Source organism: Streptomyces luteireticuli (genome assembly GCF_041519305.1).
Taxonomy (GTDB): Bacteria; Actinomycetota; Actinomycetes; order Streptomycetales; family Streptomycetaceae; genus Streptomyces; species Streptomyces luteireticuli.
The window spans coordinates 331,661-348,750 of record NZ_CP167928.1 but is presented as its reverse complement, the minus strand read 5'-3'; the positions used below and the strand labels follow the sequence as shown (position 1 = coordinate 348,750).

At 70.9% G+C, this 17,090-nt stretch carries 13 protein-coding genes and 2 pseudogenes; 6 read left to right on the top strand and 9 right to left on the bottom strand.

What is annotated here, in order from left to right; translation table 11 throughout:
- The first annotated feature begins 353 nt into the window (after positions 1-353).
- Entirely contained in the window at positions 354-1,610 is a 1,257-nt protein-coding gene (gene ltrA / locus AB8735_RS37255) for a group II intron reverse transcriptase/maturase (protein ID WP_372412470.1), read from the top strand.
- Positions 1,611-1,756: 146 nt separating this feature from the next.
- Here the strand turns inward: ltrA and AB8735_RS37250 are convergent, their stop codons facing one another.
- Positions 1,757-2,035, bottom strand: a complete 279-nt coding sequence (locus AB8735_RS37250; protein ID WP_372412257.1) for a transposase — start codon at positions 2,033-2,035, stop codon at positions 1,757-1,759.
- A gap of 670 nt (positions 2,036-2,705) precedes the next feature.
- Between AB8735_RS37250 and AB8735_RS37245 the strand changes: the two genes are divergently transcribed.
- Entirely contained in the window at positions 2,706-2,891 is a 186-nt protein-coding gene (locus tag AB8735_RS37245) for a hypothetical protein (RefSeq protein ID WP_372412256.1), read from the top strand.
- 464 nt (positions 2,892-3,355) lie between these two features.
- Positions 3,356-4,078 carry a hypothetical protein gene (locus tag AB8735_RS37240; protein WP_372412255.1) on the top strand — a complete coding sequence of 241 codons (723 nt, stop codon included), beginning with the start codon at positions 3,356-3,358 and terminating at the stop codon, positions 4,076-4,078.
- A 245-nt stretch (positions 4,079-4,323) separates the two neighbouring features.
- Here AB8735_RS37240 and AB8735_RS37235 read toward each other — a convergent pair whose 3' ends face one another.
- The 6 genes from AB8735_RS37235 to AB8735_RS37210 all read right to left on the bottom strand — a co-directional run bounded on the left by AB8735_RS37235 (position 4,324) and on the right by AB8735_RS37210 (position 12,117).
- Positions 4,324-6,996, bottom strand: coding sequence for a DEAD/DEAH box helicase family protein (locus AB8735_RS37235; protein ID WP_372412254.1), 2,673 nt, complete (start codon positions 6,994-6,996; stop codon positions 4,324-4,326).
- A gap of 249 nt (positions 6,997-7,245) precedes the next feature.
- Positions 7,246-9,093, bottom strand: a complete 1,848-nt coding sequence (locus AB8735_RS37230) for an ABC transporter ATP-binding protein (protein ID WP_372412253.1) — start codon at positions 9,091-9,093, stop codon at positions 7,246-7,248.
- A 276-nt stretch (positions 9,094-9,369) separates the two neighbouring features.
- Complete coding sequence (locus AB8735_RS37225) at positions 9,370-9,789, bottom strand: lasso peptide biosynthesis B2 protein (RefSeq protein ID WP_372412252.1); 420 nt, start codon at positions 9,787-9,789, stop codon at positions 9,370-9,372.
- 5 nt (positions 9,790-9,794) lie between these two features.
- The gene (locus AB8735_RS37220) at positions 9,795-10,085 is read right to left on the bottom strand and encodes a PqqD family protein (RefSeq protein WP_372412251.1); all 291 of its coding nucleotides are present in this window, start codon (positions 10,083-10,085) and stop codon (positions 9,795-9,797) included.
- Positions 10,079-11,773, bottom strand: a complete 1,695-nt coding sequence (locus tag AB8735_RS37215; RefSeq protein WP_372412250.1) for an asparagine synthase-related protein — start codon at positions 11,771-11,773, stop codon at positions 10,079-10,081. The genes AB8735_RS37220 and AB8735_RS37215 overlap by 7 nt, the downstream gene beginning before the upstream one ends.
- 158 nt (positions 11,774-11,931) lie before the next feature.
- Positions 11,932-12,117, bottom strand: coding sequence for a hypothetical protein (locus AB8735_RS37210; protein WP_372412249.1), 186 nt, complete (start codon positions 12,115-12,117; stop codon positions 11,932-11,934).
- 237 nt (positions 12,118-12,354) lie between these two features.
- Between AB8735_RS37210 and AB8735_RS37205 the strand changes: the two genes are divergently transcribed.
- Together AB8735_RS37205 and AB8735_RS37200 are read left to right on the top strand one after the other, a co-directional pair.
- The gene (locus AB8735_RS37205; protein WP_372412248.1) at positions 12,355-13,776 is read left to right on the top strand and encodes a transcriptional regulator; all 1,422 of its coding nucleotides are present in this window, start codon (positions 12,355-12,357) and stop codon (positions 13,774-13,776) included.
- Between the two features lie 184 nt (positions 13,777-13,960).
- A pseudogene (locus AB8735_RS37200) lies at positions 13,961-14,460 on the top strand (DUF1203 domain-containing protein).
- A gap of 202 nt (positions 14,461-14,662) precedes the next feature.
- Here AB8735_RS37200 and AB8735_RS37195 read toward each other — a convergent pair.
- A complete protein-coding gene (locus tag AB8735_RS37195; protein WP_372412247.1) occupies positions 14,663-14,947 on the bottom strand; it encodes a hypothetical protein in 285 nt (94 codons plus the stop codon).
- Positions 14,948-14,993: 46 nt separating this feature from the next.
- Between AB8735_RS37195 and AB8735_RS37190 the strand changes: the two are divergent.
- Positions 14,994-15,230, top strand: a pseudogene (locus AB8735_RS37190) (DUF6042 family protein); the annotation flags it as partial.
- 205 nt (positions 15,231-15,435) lie between these two features.
- Here AB8735_RS37190 and AB8735_RS37185 read toward each other — a convergent pair.
- Positions 15,436-15,873, bottom strand: coding sequence for a hypothetical protein (locus tag AB8735_RS37185; RefSeq protein ID WP_372412246.1), 438 nt, complete (start codon positions 15,871-15,873; stop codon positions 15,436-15,438).
- Between the last annotated feature and the right edge of the window lie 1,217 nt (positions 15,874-17,090).

Below are 17,090 nucleotides of genomic sequence, written 5' to 3'. Positions count from 1 at the left end.
CCCTAGAAGACATCAGAACCGGGGCATCATGACGGTCCCGGGATAAGCCTGGCGGAAGCCCGCCGACTGGCCAGGTGGTGTCCGGCGTAGAGGTGGCGCGAGCCCGGTCTGCGGCTTCCGTACGGAACAGGAGAAGGCGCGCCCCGGAACCGCCCCGGCTGTTGGTGGCCGGGCGAGAGGGAGTGCCCGTGGACCCTTGGGTCCGCGGGCGTCAGAGTACCGTCGGAGCGCGCTGGCGGACCGGCCCGTAGTAGTGACGAAGCCCCTGTAATGGGGGTGGAGCGAAGGGGCCGGGCTGTTCGTGACCCGTTCGTTCGATCAACCGGACGTGCTCCGGGAGGAGTCGCGTGAGCGTGTTGTTGAAGTCCTCGGGCGTCAAGTCGTTCGACATCTCGAAGTGGGCTGTCAAGGAGGCGTGGGAGAAGGTCAAGGCCAACCGGGGTGCACCGGGGGTGGACGAGGAGACGATCGCGCAGTTCGAGGCCGGTCTGAAGGGCAATCTGTTCAAGATCTGGAATCGGATGTCGTCGGGGTCGTACTTCCCGCCGCCTGTGCGCGCGGTGGAAATCCCGAAAGGGCCAGGGAGGGGCATCCGGATCCTGGGTGTTCCCACCGTGGCTGACCGGGTGGCACAGACGGTGGTGGCGGCGATGATCGAGGAACGGGCGGAACCAGTGTTCCATCCGGACTCCTTCGGCTATCGACGCGACCGGTCGGCGTTGGACGCGGTGGCTGTCTGCCGGCGGCGGTGCTGGGAGAGCGACTGGGTGGTCGAGTTCGACATCCGCTCGTTCTTCGACAGCGTGCCGTGGCCGCTGGTGGTCAAGGCAGTGCAGGCGGTGTGTGACGTGCCATGGGTAGTGCTCTATGTCAAGCGGTGGCTGGCCGCCCCGCTGGAGCTGCCCGACGGGACATTGCAGAGCCGGGACAAGGGGACCCCACAGGGCTCCGCGGTATCCCCCGTCCTGGCGAATCTGTTCCTGCACTTCGCGTTCGACATGTGGATGGCCCGGGAACACCCGGGGGTACGGTTCGAGCGTTACGCCGACGACGCGGTGATCCACTGCCAAAGTCTCGCGCAGGCCAGGCATGTCCTGGCCGCGCTGGACGGGCGGATGACCGAGGTCGGCCTGGAACTGCACCCGGACAAGACACGGATCGTGTACTGCCAGGACAGCAACCGGCGTGGGAAGTTCGAGCACACCGCATTCACGTTCCTGGGGTACACGTTCCGCCCGCGCAAGGCCGACGGGCCACGCGGCAGGTTCACCAGCTTCAGCCCGGCCGTCAGCAAAGAGGCCCTGAAGAAGATGGGGACGACCGTACGGTCCTGGAAACTGCACACCCGCGTCGACCTGTCCGGCCGGGACCTCGCACAGTGGATCAACCCTGTTGTGCGGGGATGGATGCACTACTACGGAGCGTTCTACCGCACCGCACTGCATCCCCTCCTGGCACGCATCAACAACTATCTGATGCGCTGGACCCGCAACAAGTACAAACGACTCAGAGGCTGGAAAGCCGCGGTCCAGGGGTGGGAACGGGCCGTGACACTGCGGCCGGACTTCTTTGCGCACTGGACCTGGGCCAGCCATCCGACACCCCGGTGATCAGAGCAGCACGAGCCGGATGACGGGAGACTGTCACGTCCGGAATCTGTGGGAGCCCGGGGGTGTGATTCCCCCGGGCCACCCGGCCCCAGGATCGAGCGACGGCAAGAAGGCGCTCCCGGAGCTCCCGCACGGCAGGCGCCGCCTCATGGGTCCGAGCCTCGCGGGCGGGATCGAGGAAGTGCTGACGGGCGCGTGGTCACGGCAACGATGCCGTTGTCAGTCTTGCCCAGCCGGCCCAGCCACTGCCGTCCGATGTGCGCGGTTGCGGTGCCGTCCGTGCGGTCCCCGGAGTCGTCGATCACGATGACCCCGCCGTCGTGCGGGGCAGTTGCTGCCTGGCCGCGCAGCAGCTCAAGGCGCCGGTCGTTGACCTGCCCGGCCTCCCAGGCGGACTCGGAGAGGAAGAACTGCAGCCGCTGCACCGCCGCCGTTCCCGCGGCGGTGGCCGGTTCCGCCCCAGCGAGGCAGGTGAGCGTCTTGTTCCGGTCTCACGGCGCCAGCAGCCCGGTCAGGTACTCGCGAAACCCGCGCCGTTGCGCGAGACTGACGAAGAGGTCATCGAACCGGGCCGCGTACTCCTCCAGCGGTCCCGGCGCAGGCGGACAGGGACAGCGAGCGGTCATCTCCAGCCCCCCGGCACGGCGGTTGGCCCCTACCACCTCCTTACGGCCAGCCCGCCCTGCCGTCAACCCCAGCTACTGCCGGGTTTAACGAACTCCCTGTACACGCTTCGCGCCATTAGGGTGACGACAGGGGCGGCGGGCCGTGCCAGTGGTCCGGCGAGGGCGGTCAGGGCGGCGACGGCCGTTGTGCGCCACGGGGGTCTGTGCACGGTGTCCTCGTAAGGGTGAGTCGGTGTGTTTTTCGTATAGATCGTGACCATATGTCGATGAATTGCCCGGCTCGGTGCACGGAGGAATGACCCATTCGGCGGGGAATGGTAAATATCCGAACATTTAGCCGCAGGATCGATTTTTCTTACCCGAAAGAGTGAAGGGGTGTGTATCTGTGGACGGCCTGGGGCAATCACAGGGCGACTCGCACAAATCGCCGAGTTTTCGATCAACTCCTTGAAAGAAAGGGGGAATTGTCATGCGTCGCTTTGCGATCGGCATCCTGGCGGTAGCCGCACTGCTCGGGGCCCTCGCCACCCCGGCCGGGGCGGAGGACTGGGGCAAGGGCGAAGGCGGTGGGGGCTACCGGTGCGAGAGCACCATGAACCAGAGCCACAACCTCGTCGGCGTCGGCGTCGGCCTCGCCTGCAACACCATCCTCTAGGACGGACGCACCGCATGGGCGCGACGCCGCTCGTGGACCCGGGATGGTGTGGGAGGGAAGCCGTCCGGAGTTCCACGAACGGTCCCGCCCGGTGGTTCGTGAACCACCGGGCGGCAGGCCGGGCCATGTGACGCGGTGAGTCGGGCACGTTGTGGTGGGCGGCGGCGCGGGCGTCGCCGAGGCGATCCGCCCGTCGTCCACCCGGACCGAAAGGGTCCGTTCACGCGGCCCGTGGGGGCCGAGCCGCTACGTTCCCGGCTTGTGGCCCCACACGTGCACCGAGTCCCCCAACTGCAATGCCTCCCACAACATCTTGGCGTCGGCCACACCCATGCTCACGCACCCCGTCGACCCCGCCCCTTCGCACAACTCCCCGGGCCGCCCGTACGCCGGGCCGCGCGTATGTTCCTCCGCAGGTGCGCCAGTTGTCCCGTGGCCCGGCGCGGCGGTGCCACGCTGCGCGTGTGCACGACTTCCGTTCCGACGACATCCTGCGATGCGAGGCACGCGTCAGCGGGCCGGACGACCCCGAGGTCTGCGCCAACGCAGCGGTGTTCGAGATCAACCGCCATCTGGACACGACGCTCGGCTTGTGCCCCGCCCATCTCGGGCCGCTGCTCCTCGGCGCCCGCAACGTGCTGTGGCCTCCACAGGTGCAACTGCTGGACGATCCCGGCGGACACCCCGAGGAGGCGGTCGTCGCCGGCAGCAGCGAGGCCCAGCGGCGGGAGGCCGGCTTCCACGCACGTCTGGGCCGCTTCGTCGACATGCCGGAGTACGGACCGACATCGCCCCGATGTCTGGTGGACGCGCTCCTGGCCGTGGACACGCCTTGTCCAGCTGCGGGGGCCGCTACAAGCTCCAAGGACGTTCCGGTGCTGCTGGGGGCCTTGCTGGCCGCGGTGGAAACGGGCCTGGTGCTGTCGGGCAGCGGCCCCGAGTCGGTCGGCGACGTACTGCGCGGCTGCAAAAGCGCCAGTGATCTCGTACCGGACACATCCGGGTGGGCGACCATGCTGCACTTCCGGCTCGCCCGCACAGCCGCCGAAGTCGAACGTGTCCTGGACTCCGACACCGCCTACGCAGCAGGGGCCAGCGCGCGCCTCGCGTCCAGGTGCTGCCACTCGAACACATCGTGCAAGGCGGCGCGGTACGGCCGCCGGGCGGTGGTCCCGCCGTGCCCGTGAAAGACATGTACCAGTCCGCCAAGAAGATCCTCACAGAAATCCGTTCCACCCTGGACCTCGAGGTCCGCCGGGAACTCGCCCGCGCCGGACACCGCGTCTGACCCTGCCAATGTGACATCCAGCGTCAGCTGTCCACGGTAGGGAACCGGGCGCAGCAACGGCCGCGGAGAAACCGGGCTGTCGGCGCGTGTTCGCCAAGCGTCGAGGATGAGGGCGTTGCGGGACCGTCTGCGTGGCATGGTGCATCAGCCGGTCGGTTGGGTCTGGGGGTGAGCCTTGTACCAGGCGTCCCAGACGGTGCTGCGGAGCTGGCCTCGTGGTGGCACGTCCATGCCCTGGTCCTTGGCCCACTGCCGCACCTCGGCCACCGATGGTGTCGTCGTGGAGCGTGCGGGCTCCGGTCGGCGGCGTGCGGGGACGGCGGGGTGGGCGGGTGGCTGGGGCAGGTTCTCGGGGGTGGTGGCGGTGAAGCCGCGGCGTTCGAGGATGCGGCGGCGCTTGTGGTGCATGCGCTCCAGCCAGGGCACGTCGGCGTCGAGGTAGTCGTGGGCCTCGACGTGGGACTTCTTCTTCTCAGTGTTGCGCATGATCCGGCCGACCTGCTGGATGACGCGGCCCTTGAAGGAGACCGGGCTGGTGAGGAACAGGGTGTCGAGCCTGGGGGCGTCGAAGCCCTCGCCGGCGAGCTTGTCGATGGCCAGCAGCACCAGTGGGGTGGTCGTGCCGTCGGTCAGGCAGGCGCGGACGCGGGCCCGTTCGGCCGGCGGCATGCCGCCGTGCAGGAGCAGCGGTTCGATGCCGTGTGAGGCGAGGGCGGTGGCGAGTTGGTGGAGGTGTTCGATGCGGTTGGTGAGGGCGAGGCTGTGTCGTCCGCGGCGGGCGGCGTCGGCGATGTCGGCGGCGATCTGGGTGTTGCGGTCGTGGTGGGTGGCGAGTTCGGTGTAGATGGCCTGGTAGGAGGCGCCGTCGTTGCCCGGTTCGTCGGTGGTGAAGGAGGTGGGGTGGACGACGAGGTGTCGGGCGAAGGTGGTGGTGTCGGCGATCTCGTGCCGGATGGGCCCGCACTGCATGGTGATCAGCGGGTCCATCTGGTCGGCCCGGTACGGCGTGGCTGAGAGGCCGATCCACCGCGGGACCCGGGCCTTGCGGATCGCGGCCTCGGCACCCTGCGCGCCCACGGCGTGACACTCGTCGACGACCACCAGGCCGTAGCCGTCCAACAGGCCGTCGGGGGCGTCGCGGTGGCTGAGCGTCTGCAGCATGATCAGGTCGACCACGTGGCCGCGGCGGTCCTTTCCCGCACCCAGGGAACCGACGCGGCCCTCGCCGAGGTCGAGAAACGCGGCCAGGCGGTCCTGCCACTGGGACAGCAACTCGGAGCGGTTGACCACAATCGCGGCGGGCGTTTGGTGGTGGGCGATCAGGGCGCAGGCCATCACGGTCTTGCCCGAGCCCGGAGGCGCCACGAGCACGCCGCTGGTGTGGTCCTTGACCGCGTCGACCGCCCGGCGCTGTACGTCGGTCAGTTCGCCGGTGAAGCGGGCGGTGACCGGGAGCTCGCCGGTGTCCGGGAGCTCGCCGGTGACCGGGAGCTCGCCGGTGACCGTGAGCGTGCCGCCGGCGGCGGTGACGAGCTGGGCGGCTTCGTCGCGCAGGCCGCGCGGCAGCTTGAGCCAGTCGGGGTCGGTGGCGTCGAAGGAGCAGACCAGGCGCGGGGTGTCCCAGGTGGAATACCGCTGGCTCTGACGGCGGTAGAACTCCGGGTTGTGGAACGCTGCTGTGTGCTTGAGCGCGGCGAGCAACGCGGCCGGCAGGCCCTTGGTGGAGATCGCGAGCATCGCCGACATCCGCGCCTCGACGACCGCGGGGGCCTTGCCCAGAGCCCGCCGCCGCGGTTTGGGCGGCAGGACCGGCACGGTCGCCGACGGGCCCGCCCTGACCGCGCCGAGCGTGTCGACGAGCGCCTCGACCCGGTCCGGGGAGAGCCGCTCCATCCGGGACAAGTGCACGAACTGGTCGGGATGCGGCTCCCAGGTCCGCGGGTCGCAGAAGACCGTGGTGCCCTGGAGACGGGAAGCCCCCTGCAACGGGAGCGCGATCAGGTTGCCGAACCGCGCGTTGCCCTTCGCGTTCGTCGGCAGCAGGTCCTGGGCCGGGAAGAGCCGGTCATAGCTGGACAGCGCCATCTGCCCGCGGACGTCGATCGCGCGGCGCAGCAGCGCCATCCCCAGCGCGCGGGCCATCACCGCGGCCACGGGTGCGGTGAAGAAGGTCCACACGTGCGCACCGGCCCCGGAACGGGAGACCTCCACCAGCACGGGGACACCGGCGTCGTGGCAGGCAGCGGCGTAGGCGGCGGCGTCGCCGCGCCAGTCGCTGCCGTCCTTGCCGTCGAAGTCGACCGCCAGCAGGCGGCACGTGTCGTCGACCAGCAGCGGATACAGCCCGAGGTGGATCTCCCGGGCGCCGGGTTCGGGACGGGAGAGGTGGTGGTAGACGGTCTGGTCGGTCAGGGGCCAGAACACCCGCTCGGCGTCGTTCTTGTTCTTGGCGAACGGGTTGTCCTCGGCGGGACTCCAGCCCGTCCGGCCCGACTTCGCACTCACCCACCGGGTGGCGTAGACGTCCTCACGACCGGCGAACAACGCCCTGAACAACGCGACCTTCGCCTCCGTATCGGAGGTTGCGTCCGCGTACGGCAGCCCGCCCGCACCTCCCGCGACGGCCGGCGCCAAGGGCTCGGGGACCGGAGGCAACGGCTGCGGGGTACCAGCGGGCATGCCCAGCCGGGAGCGCAAGCGCTGGTTCTCGGTATGAAGTGCAGCGAGTTCCGTGCGTAGTCCGGCGTTCTCCTCGAGCACCACATCGAGCCGGACGCGCAGTTCGGCCGGATCGTTGCAGTCGTACCAGTCCTCCACACCCCCATGATCCGCATTCCCGCCCTCGATGAGACCGTTTTCCGAGATCCCGCCCTCAGTCACAGGCCGGTCGAGCCGCTCGCCTACCCGTCCCGGCCCCGGTCCGCCGACTGCCCAATCCTGCGGAGCACCCAGGGCTGCGTGTGCCGCCAAGCCGACCGGCACCACCGTGCTGCCGCGCTTCGCCGCCCAAGGTCCCTACGCCTCCACGCCCCTGCATGGCAGGAACTGGCTGGACACCAGGAGACCCTACAGGGCGGGAGGACCGGCTTCCTGCCCGTCCTGGAGACGGTGGAGTTCGCTGAACAGCGAGCCTTCGCGGGCGAGGAGCTCGGCGTACGTGCCCGTTTCAACGACGGCTCCGTCGCGCAGGACCACAATCCGGTCGGCGGTGCGCGCGTTGGCCAGGCGGTGGGTGATGAACAGCGCGGTACGGCCTGCCGCGAGTTCCCTGAGCCGGGACAGGATCCGGTGCTCGGCGCGGGCGTCGAGGGCCGAGGTCGGCTCGTCCAGGACGATGACGGGGGCGCTGCGGTGGAAGGCGCGGGCGATGGCGATGCGCTGCCACTGGCCGCCGGACAGGTCGTGCCCGCCCCACCAGGAGCGGGCCAGGGAGGTGTCCAGCCCGTCAGGCAGAGCGTTGAGCACGGTGTCGGCCCCGGCCTGTTCGGCGGCGGTGTGCACCGCGCGGTCGCCCTCGGGGCGTGGCTGGCCGAGAGTGACGTTCTCGCGGGCGGCCAGCGGCCAGCGGGTGTAGTCCTGCGGCACCACGGCACAGGCCCGCCACACGCTCGCGGGGTCGAGGCCGGCCAAGGCCTGGCCGTCCCAGGTGACGGTCCCGGAGCTCGGCAGGTACAGACCGGTGAGGAGTTTCGCCAGGGTCGTCTTACCCGAGCCGTTCTCCCCAATCAGGGCGATGACCTCGCCGCGCCGGATGGTCAGGTCGACCCCGTGCACGGCAGGGGTGGCCTTGCCGGGGTAGGTGAAGGTCAGCCCCTTGGCCCGGATCTCGCCCGGGCCGGTGAGAGAGGCCGTGGTGGTGCCGCGGCGCATGGTCCAGGCGTCGGCGCCGTCGAGGAAGCGGGCCCAGTCGGCGACATAGAGGCTGGTCGCGAACAGGCGCGCGGAGGTGCGCACGCTTGCGGCCAGGGCGGTGTTGACGGTGCGGACCACGAGGTAGGTGGTGGCGGCGACCGCGACCGGCATGCGGCCAGTCAGGGTGAAATAGAGGATGCCCGCCCACACCGCGGCCTGGGCCACAGCCGCGAGCAGATCCCCCATTCCCTGGGTCAGGGCCGCGCGCCAGGAAGCGAGGCGCTGTTCGCGCTCCAAGCGGCCGGAGATGATGCGGTACTGCCCGGTCAGGAAACCGCCCATGGTGTTGGAGCGCAACTCGGCGGCGGTGCCCCGGTCGGTGGTGTACTGGGCCAGCACCCGGCGCAGCCGGGTGTCCGCGACACTGCGGTGGGCGGCCTCGTGGTCCAGGCGGGCGGCGCGCACCGCCCCCCACACGCGGGGGAAGACCGCCAGGAGCAGCAGCGGCAGCAGCGCGTTGAGGGTGGCGACGACGGCCACGGCGGCGAGGAGCTGCGCGATTGAGGAGATCAGTGCCTGGGCTCCGGAGATGAGGTCGGGCATCTTCTCCGCGCCCTTGGTCGCGGCGAACCGTCCGTCCTCGAAGACAGGGTTCTCGTAGGCGCCGAGTTCGGCAGTGACGCTGGCGGTGATGACGGCGAGGTCCGCCTCCCGGTTGACCTTCGGCGCCAGGACCTCGGCGGCCAGCCGGGCACCCGCATCGGCCAGGTAGCCGGCGCCCGCGGCGACGGTGACCAGGACCAGCGAGGGCAGCGCCTGGTGAAGGCGGTGTGCGGCGGTGCCGTCGGCGAGGATCGCGGCCAGGAGAGCGGAAGTGGCGTGCAGGCTGACGGCGGTCAGTGCTGCGAAGGCGAGGGTGCACAGGGCGAGGACGAGGACGGTACGCCGGTCGGCGCGACAGCCGAGCTGTGCGGCCCGGTGGAGCGCGGCCGGCAGACGGGCGGCGATGGCCCGGGTGCTGATGCGGGCGTCCTCGGCGTGGGCGTCCTCCTGCAGGCGCATCACCGGCGGCGGCCCGGCCTCGGGAGCCCCGGCAGGGGCAGGGGGCTCGGTAGGGGTGCCGTCATGGGGAGTTGAGCTCGTTGTCGTGGTCGGGGAGGTCGTCACCCGCCCCATTGGCGGGCAGAGGCGTGTACGTCCTCAAACGGATTCGGAACGTCTGTGGCACGTCGGGGCACTTCACACCCCCCGAACGTCAATTTCGCGGCACCATAATTCATCCATGTGAGTGAATTTTGGGGTGGGTGGAGAGGCTTGGGCCGCCCACCCCGGCGGCATTCAGGGGGTGGTGTAGACGGCGGTCCACGGGTGGTCGCGTCCGCCGGCTTCCTCATGGCCGATCGCGGTGTCGTCGATGGTCGCGACCCAGGCGTGGAAGGCGGCGGGCAGGGTGCGGGCGCCGAGGACGAGGCGGCAGCGCCGGCCGGTCAGGGCGCAGGCCAGCACGGTGGCCAGGGCCCGCTCCTTGCAGTCGATCTGCCCGCGCCACCACGGCGGCTGGCACGCGAGGACCGCCTCGTACAGCTGCCGGACGTGGCCGGGGTCGGCGGGCGGGAGCGGGAGCGTACAGCGGGTGAGCGCGATGCGGGCGCGCATCCGGCGCCCTTCTGGCAGCACCTTGAGGCAGAGGGCAACGCACATCGCCAGGTATGCCGGGAGCCGCCGGTTCCAGGGCGGCCGGGCGGGGGCGTGGATCATGTCCGTCACCGTCGCCACCACCACCGTGTGCGAGCGGACGGATTTTCGACCGTGAGCAGCCCCATGGTCCGCAGGCGTCCGACGTAGTCGGCGACATCACGCTCGGCGATCGGGGAGCCGTCCGCCGAGATCGCGAGCCGTGCGGACAAGCCATCCACCCCGCCGTGCTGGGTGATCGCGTCCCAGATGCGGGCGCCGGTGCCGGTGAACAGGTGCCACTGCCCGGTGTGCAGGTCCAGCACGGCCGTGCTGCCCTCCATGCGGGCCCAGTGCACGTGAGGCGGGATGCTCAGCATGCCGGCTCCAGCCCGGCACTGTTGTGCTGGCAGGCGGTGAGCCACTGGCAGGCCATCACCAGGCGTTGCAGGTCGTACAGCGCGGGGGCGTGGTGGCCGCCGATGCCGGCGAGGGCGTCCAGGGCAGGGGTCGGGTCCAGCAGCCCGCCGGTGACGAGGGGGCTGCTGGCGATCAGTTGGGCCAGCTCGCGCTGGTGGTGGACCATGCCCGCGGTGAGCTGGCGGGTGAAACTGCCCTTGGTCTGACGGGAGGTCAGCCAGGCGGGCATCGACGGCAGCGCCGCACTCAGCAGCGGTTTGAAGGAGCTCACGCCGTGCCGCTCGATGGGGGTGATCGCGAAGGCGGCGCGGACGACCTGGTTGTCGAGGTAGGGATGGACCTGCCGCACCCGCCACGGTGCGGTCAGTGCGACGGTGTCCCGGGCGTCGGCTCCCACCAGGCGCAGGGAGGTTTCCTGCTCCACCAGGTCCGCCCGGCTTTCTTCGCGCGCCTGTTGGGCGGCCGTGGACAGCAGCGCCGCGACCTGTTCCCGGCCGGAGGGGGTCAGCCAGGTTGCGCACGCGCCCAGATGGCACCATGACCACACGCCCGGCCGCCGCGCCTCGATCTCACCACGGGCCACACGGGAGGCGGCTTCCTGGAGCGCACCGGCGTGGCCGGTGCCGGCGGCCCGGGTGACAGCCCGCCACAGTTCGCGCGGGGCCCGGTTGCGGGCCCGCGCCCAGTTCGTGACCTGCTGCCGCGCCTGTTTGCGCTCCCCGCGCTGCGCTATACCGATCCAGGCGGCGCTGCACGAGTCGAGCACCACGTCCCCGCCATGTCCGGTCAGGTGCAGCGGCAGCCCGGCCACCGGCTGCAGGTACAGGGCGTGCTGGGCGGTGGTCAGGCTCACCGCGGCGGGCTGGTCGGTCACCGGCTGCTCCCGGCTCCAGCCGAACGGCAGCTCGCCGGGCCCGCCTCGGCCGACGTGCAGGTCCACGCCCATGTGCGCGGCTGCCCGGCGGGCGAAGGACAGGTCCTCGCTGCTGGTGAAGGGGTCGGCGTAGGTGACGGCGCGGACCTCTCCCACTTGGGAGGCGAGGATCGCCACGGCGGAGGAGTCCAGCCCACCGGACACGTCGGCGCCGACCGGTCCGTTGGCCGCTCGCATCCGCCCGTGCACGGCCTGCTCCAGTGCCTGGCCGAAGGCGGGGGCGCCCTGGGCCAGCGTGAGCGCAGGCTCGATCCCCCTGATGTCGACCAGCTCGGGACCGGCGCCGCCGCCCAGCAGCAGCCCCGACCCCGCGGGCACCGCCTGGATGTGGTCGTAGACCGTGCGGTGCGGCCAGTGCTCGGGCCCCGCCGCCAGCCGGGCGGCCACCATCGCCAGATCCGGTACGGCCGAGCAGTGGCCGGCCAGGCGGCGGGCGCCGGTCGACCACACCGTGCCCGGCCCGTGCCCGGCGTGGAAGACGCTGCGGAACCCGGACAGGTCCCCGCACACGAAACGACGCCCGCCCCGGTCCGCGACCACCCAATAGGAGCCGGGCAGATACGTCAGCTCCGCCCACCGCCCCTCTGCCGCCGCCCTCAGCAACGCGCGCTCCTGCCGGTGTTCCAGAGCGAAGTCGCCCACAATCAGGATGCGGACCCCCTCGTCGGCCAGGAGCCGGGACCGTGCCCTGGGCCCGACCCGGATGCCCGGCATACCGGCTACCTCGTCTCCCCCTCCCCACCCCGGGCCCGACGTTGCGCCGCCAGTGATCCACTCCTCGCTCATGAGCCTCTTCCCCTCGTCGTTGCGGAAACGGGGCCGGGGGGCCGACGTGGTCGGCCCCCCGGGTGGTCACCGTGCAGCAGCAGTGGTCACTCGAACCACATGGCGCCGGAGTTGTCGCCGTCGTTGTTCGGCTGACGGCCCAGGGTGGCGCCCTCGACGGAGAACGACTCCGGCAGGGCAATGCCCGGGACACCGGCGGCGACTGCCGTGCCGGTCTCGCCAGCCACCCCGGCCCCGGTTGCCGTGATCGCGGTCGTGGTCGTGGAATCCATGACTACCTCCGTGGTCGTGAACCTGGATGACGCCGCCGCGCCCCACTCGGTCGCGGCACGACCAGAGCACCACCCGGTGAGCAGGCCCGGAACCCGCCGACCGCCGCCGCTGCCACCCGTTCGCCCCGCCGCCCGCACGCCGGGCACCCCGCCGAATACCGCCGAGAAATTCCCGGCCCTCCCCACCTGTCAACCCTGCTTCTAGACTGGGCAGTTCGACGGACTGGAGGCATCCCCATGGCGGCAGGCAGGCCCCGGACCGTAAAGCACCGCAACGAATTACTCGGCCACTGGCTGGAGAAGGCCAGCATCTCGAATGCGGCCCTCGCACGCGAGGTCGCACACCGTGCGCGCGCCGCCGGGGAACGGGGCATCAACCCCAGCGAAGGAAGGGTGAGGGCATGGCGGGCCGGAGAGTTACCACGCCACCCCGTACCGCAGCTCATCGCCGACTGCCTGGCCCACCACACCGGATTCCCGCTCGTCTGCGCCGACATCGGCATGCCGGACCGCACGACCCCCATCACGGTCGCCCCCGACCTGCCCTGGCAGCCCGCCACCACCATTGCCGCCATCGAACACCTCACCCGGAGCGAGATGATGGTCCCGCACACCCGTGACACCGACGACGCCCGCGCCATCCACTCCGGCAACACCCTCCTCGGCCCTCTCCACCAGTGGCCCACCGCCACCCCCTCCACCCTCATGGCCCGAGGCGGCGGACGCCTGGGCGCCGGCGACATCGAGGGAATCCGCACCCTCACCGCCATGTTCCGCGACACCGACAACCGCCACGGCGGCGCCCTCTCCCGCACCGCCGTCATCGCGCAGATGGCCGACGCCAACGCCCTGCTGCGCACCGCCTCCTACGACGAGGACACCGGCCGCGCCCTGTTCGCCGCCGTCGCCGACCTCGGATCCGTCGCCGGATGGATGACCTTCGACGCCGGAATGCACCAGCGGGCCCAGAAGCTGTTCCTGGCCGCTCTGCACGCCGCGGGCGAAGCCGGGGACAAAGCGCTCGGCGCCCACATCCTGCAGTGCATGGCCCGCCAGATGTCCCATCTGGAGCACTACGACGACGCCCTCGATCTGGTCTGTCTTGCGCAGTACGGGGCCCGCCGCCACGCCACCCCGGCCACCCGCTCCATGCTCGCCGCCCTCCAGGCCCGCTTCCACGCCATCCTCGGACAGACCAGGGAAAGCGAACACGCCGCCGGCACCGCCGAAGAACAGTTCACCGACATGAACCCCGCAGACGAACCCGCCCACATGGCCTGGTTCGACGAAGCCGAACTGTGCGCGACCATCGGCGTCGCCCACCAGATCGCGGCCAAACACGACGAAGGCCCCGGCCGCGCCCGCAAAGCCGAAAAGTCCCTGCGCCTGCTCGGCCGTGCCCTGGAACTACGCCCCGCACACCGCGTACGGTCCAAGGCATTCGACCACCTCGGCCTCGCCCGCACCCACCTGGTCACCGGCGAGGTCACCGGCGCCCACCGCCAGACCCGGACCGCCCTCGCACTCTTCGACGCCATCGGCAGCACCCGGGTCGGAGACCGACTCGCCGAACTCCACGACGAAGCCGCCCCCTACACACCCGCCCCCGAAGCCGTCGAACTCCGCGAGCAAATCCACAACGCCGTCACAGCACGGTGATGGTGGTGTCGTCGGGGACGCGGCCGTCGAACCCCGCCATGTCAGGCGATGTCACCGAGACAGCGGGCGGAGGGCTCGCCGCGGGCGAGGTCGGCGATCAAGCTGCGCAGGCCATGGGGCAGCCCTCCAGGGCGGTGTCTGTTTTCCGCCAGCGCGAGGACGGGCATGTGCGGATGCTGGAGCCATGACCACGACGTATGAGGTGCGGGCCATCGATCCGGCCGTGCTGAAGCGGCTGCGGGAACAGGACGACGCCGGTTGCACCCGGGTACCCGTCACCGATCCGCAGGGCGGTGCCCGCTGCGCTGCTGTCTGCGGCACAGCGAAGCAGGTGAGCGGATCGTCCTCGTCTCGTACGCGCCGTTGCGCCGCTGGGCGGAGGAGACAGGCGCTGAACCCGGCCCGTACGACGAGTGCGGTCCGGTATTCGTCCATGCCGAGGAGTGCGGCGTGCCGGCCTCCGGCACCGGCTATCCAGCCGAACTACACGGTGCTCGCCGGATGCTGCGCGCCTACAGCGCCCAGGGGCACATCCTCGGCGGGAGACTGATCGAGATCCCCAAGGAACGGGCCGGCGAGGTGAACGACGCACTGCGCGATGCCTTCGCCGATCCGGCCGTGACACTGGTACATGTCCGCGCGGTGGGATTCGGCTGTTTCATGGTCGAGGTCCGCCGCCGGTAGGTGAGGCAGGGAGCCGGACGCTGGTGCGGGCCGGCCGGACTCGGACGTACTGCCGACGTCGCCATCATTCGGCTATGGCACGGGAGCCAAGCCGTGCGGTGAACGAGGACCCCAGCGAGCCGGAGCCCGAACCGCACAGGGCAGCGCCCACCCAGATGACAAGCGGATGCCGTCGCCCATGTCCGTAGTGCTTCGGCAGCAGCTACCCCAGCGTCGTGCGGCCCTCCTGCGTCGCCTCCACCAGGTCGGGACGCTCCCCGTTCGCCGGGTGGACGACCCGGACCAGGCCCAGCTCGTGCAGGCGGACCACCGCCCTGTACAAGCCGAACTGCTTGTGCACCCACGCCTCACGACGATGGTCGTCCTCCGCGGCCTCGACAGGGAAATCCGGAGGATGAATGTCGTGGATGAAGTCGGACATGGCAACGGGCCGTTCGGCCTTCGAGACCCTGAGCAGCAGCGCGTGCTCGTCATCGCTGAGAGGCATGGCGCAACACTAGACCGGCCGGCCCCGTACGGCCGCCTCCGGCGACACCATCCGGGAACACCAGGCCGTCGAGCCGGCCGAACAGGCCCTGCTGTCCCACTTCACCGAGGAATTCCGGCACCAGGAGCGGGTGTCGACGTCGCTGGAGCGGCTGGGGCGCGCCACGGGATTCGGCACGGACGACGTCCGGGCCGCTCTGGACTACCTCGCCCGCCCCGACGGCAACTTCGACATCGCTCTGCTCCGCGGCCGGCCCCGGCCCCGGTCAGCGCCCAGGACTTGAAGCCGCACACCCGCTTCGAGATCGCCCTGGACTGGCAGCGCATCAACGACAACTGCATCGACGTCGTCCGCGGCCGTTGAAGAACGCCTGGCAGGCGCCCGCCAACGCCTGCCCCGCAGCGCCGTTGTTGTTGCCCGGCGGCCGGGCCGCGCCCGGACGGACCCGACGTGGGGCGGTCCGCTGCCGTTGCGGCGGGTGGTGAGGCCTACTGGGCGTGGAGGCCGCAGTGGGAGAAGACGGGCGGGTCCTCGAACATGTCCCGCTGGCGGTCGTAGACCGCTTCCCAGAGCCCTGGCTCGTAGGGGTGGACGGCGACCGGCTCCCCGGCCTTCATCCCACGGCCGGCGGTGGTGATGTACGGGAACCGGTGCCGAGCCGCCGCGACCCGTGGATCAGTCCCAGGCAGGAACGCCACCGACGGGTTCACCCAGAGCCGGAGAACCTCGCCGACGTCCCCGTCCAACGCGAGGAACCGGTGCTCGACAAGCCAGGCCACCTCGGCCCGGAACTCCTCGGTGGTCACCCCGCATTCCTCGGCCTTGGCCGCAACATCGACGCGAAGCGGAGCATCACCCTGCAGGCCGACGTAGAGGAGCATGAGGATCTGCATCGCCTTCGGGCCGTCGTCATTCGCCCAGGACACGCCAAGCTGATGCCGACGCAAGAAGCCGGCGGCCTGGAATCCAGGGCCCGTGCTGATACCGCGGTCGCATTCACAGGTGTTCACGCCCTGCTGAACGCGGCCCCGGGCACAAGGACGCCGCACAGGAGACGAGACCACCCATACGGGCGTAATAGCCCACATGTCGGATAATCAGTCCTGCTCCGGAACCCACCACAGCGGGCAAGAATCCAGGTCCGTCACGACGCGGCGCGGAACCTGTCCGGGCAGCACACAGGAACCTGCGCAGGCCAGTCGGTTCTGCTGCCGAGGCCGCAGGTAACCTGGCACCGCGTGCCCGAATCTGCGACGCCGCTGCAAGGCCAGCAGCAGCCGAAATCACGGGCCGGCCCGCCGACTTCTGGTACCGGCGGGCGTGAAGGCGGAGCACCGGCCAGCCCAACCGGCGGGAGGTGGGCGGTGCCGGACGGGAGCGGCGCAGCCGGGCCGGAGCGCGGGCGGGACGCCCGGCTCCCCGCGGCAGCGCGCGCAAACGCCCCGGATGGACACGGCCCGCGCGCTGGCAGCTTCCCCGGCCCGTGTGCGAGGCACCGGCCCGGCGGTGGGGATCAGCGGAGCAGTTCCCCGGGATCGTCCCGCCCCGGCGCCGGCCGGACGGGGACGGCCGCCGCCTCCAGGCCGTGAACCGGCGGGGCGTCAGCTGTCGCGGGGGTCGGTGGCCAGCGGGTCAGGGCCGGGCCAAGGCGTGTCGCGGATGGCCAGCTTGTACGTGCCGGTGCCCGCCCGAGTCCGCGGACGGCTGACTGCCGACGTCGACCACGCGCACTCCGGGGTAGGCGGTGACCGCGAGCACGGTGGCCAGAAATGACGGGGCCTTGGTCTTCCCGAAGGGCTTCGAGGCCCCGCCGGAGGCGGACGGCACAACACGGACGGTACGGCGATCCTGAGCAGTCACAAGGAGCTCCTCGTCGAGTACGGAGCCTGACCGGCCATCAGCGTATGGTGCCCCTCTGCCGCCCGGGCCCGATCCGGCCAGCCTCCCCCGCTCCAAAGATGGCGACGTCGCGCGGACACCGGGCGCAGTAACGGAGGTTGGCCCGGTACAGCGCAACCGCCGGGAGCCGCAGGGCTCCAGGACGCGCTCGACCGCCTGGCCCAGGCGCAGCAGCGGGAGACCGGGGACACCCAGGAGGACGGCGGTGGCGGGGAGCAGCAGCGAAGGGGCCGGCCGTTGGCCA

Bases quoted from the DNA above. Each gene is read 5' to 3' on its own strand.
- AB8735_RS37245 (WP_372412256.1), top strand. From the start codon at position 2,706: ATGCGTCGCTTTGCGATCGGCATCCTGGCGGTAGCCGCACTGCTCGGG.
- AB8735_RS37230 (WP_372412253.1), bottom strand. From the start codon at position 9,093: ATGCGCCTGCAGGAGGACGCCCACGCCGAGGACGCCCGCATCAGCACC.
- AB8735_RS37225 (WP_372412252.1), bottom strand. From the start codon at position 9,789: ATGATCCACGCCCCCGCCCGGCCGCCCTGGAACCGGCGGCTCCCGGCA.
- AB8735_RS37220 (WP_372412251.1), bottom strand. From the start codon at position 10,085: ATGCTGAGCATCCCGCCTCACGTGCACTGGGCCCGCATGGAGGGCAGC.
- AB8735_RS37215 (WP_372412250.1), bottom strand. From the start codon at position 11,773: ATGCCGGGCATCCGGGTCGGGCCCAGGGCACGGTCCCGGCTCCTGGCC.
- AB8735_RS37210 (WP_372412249.1), bottom strand. From the start codon at position 12,117: ATGGATTCCACGACCACGACCGCGATCACGGCAACCGGGGCCGGGGTG.
- AB8735_RS37205 (WP_372412248.1), top strand. From the start codon at position 12,355: ATGGCGGCAGGCAGGCCCCGGACCGTAAAGCACCGCAACGAATTACTC.
- AB8735_RS37195 (WP_372412247.1), bottom strand. From the start codon at position 14,947: ATGCCTCTCAGCGATGACGAGCACGCGCTGCTGCTCAGGGTCTCGAAG.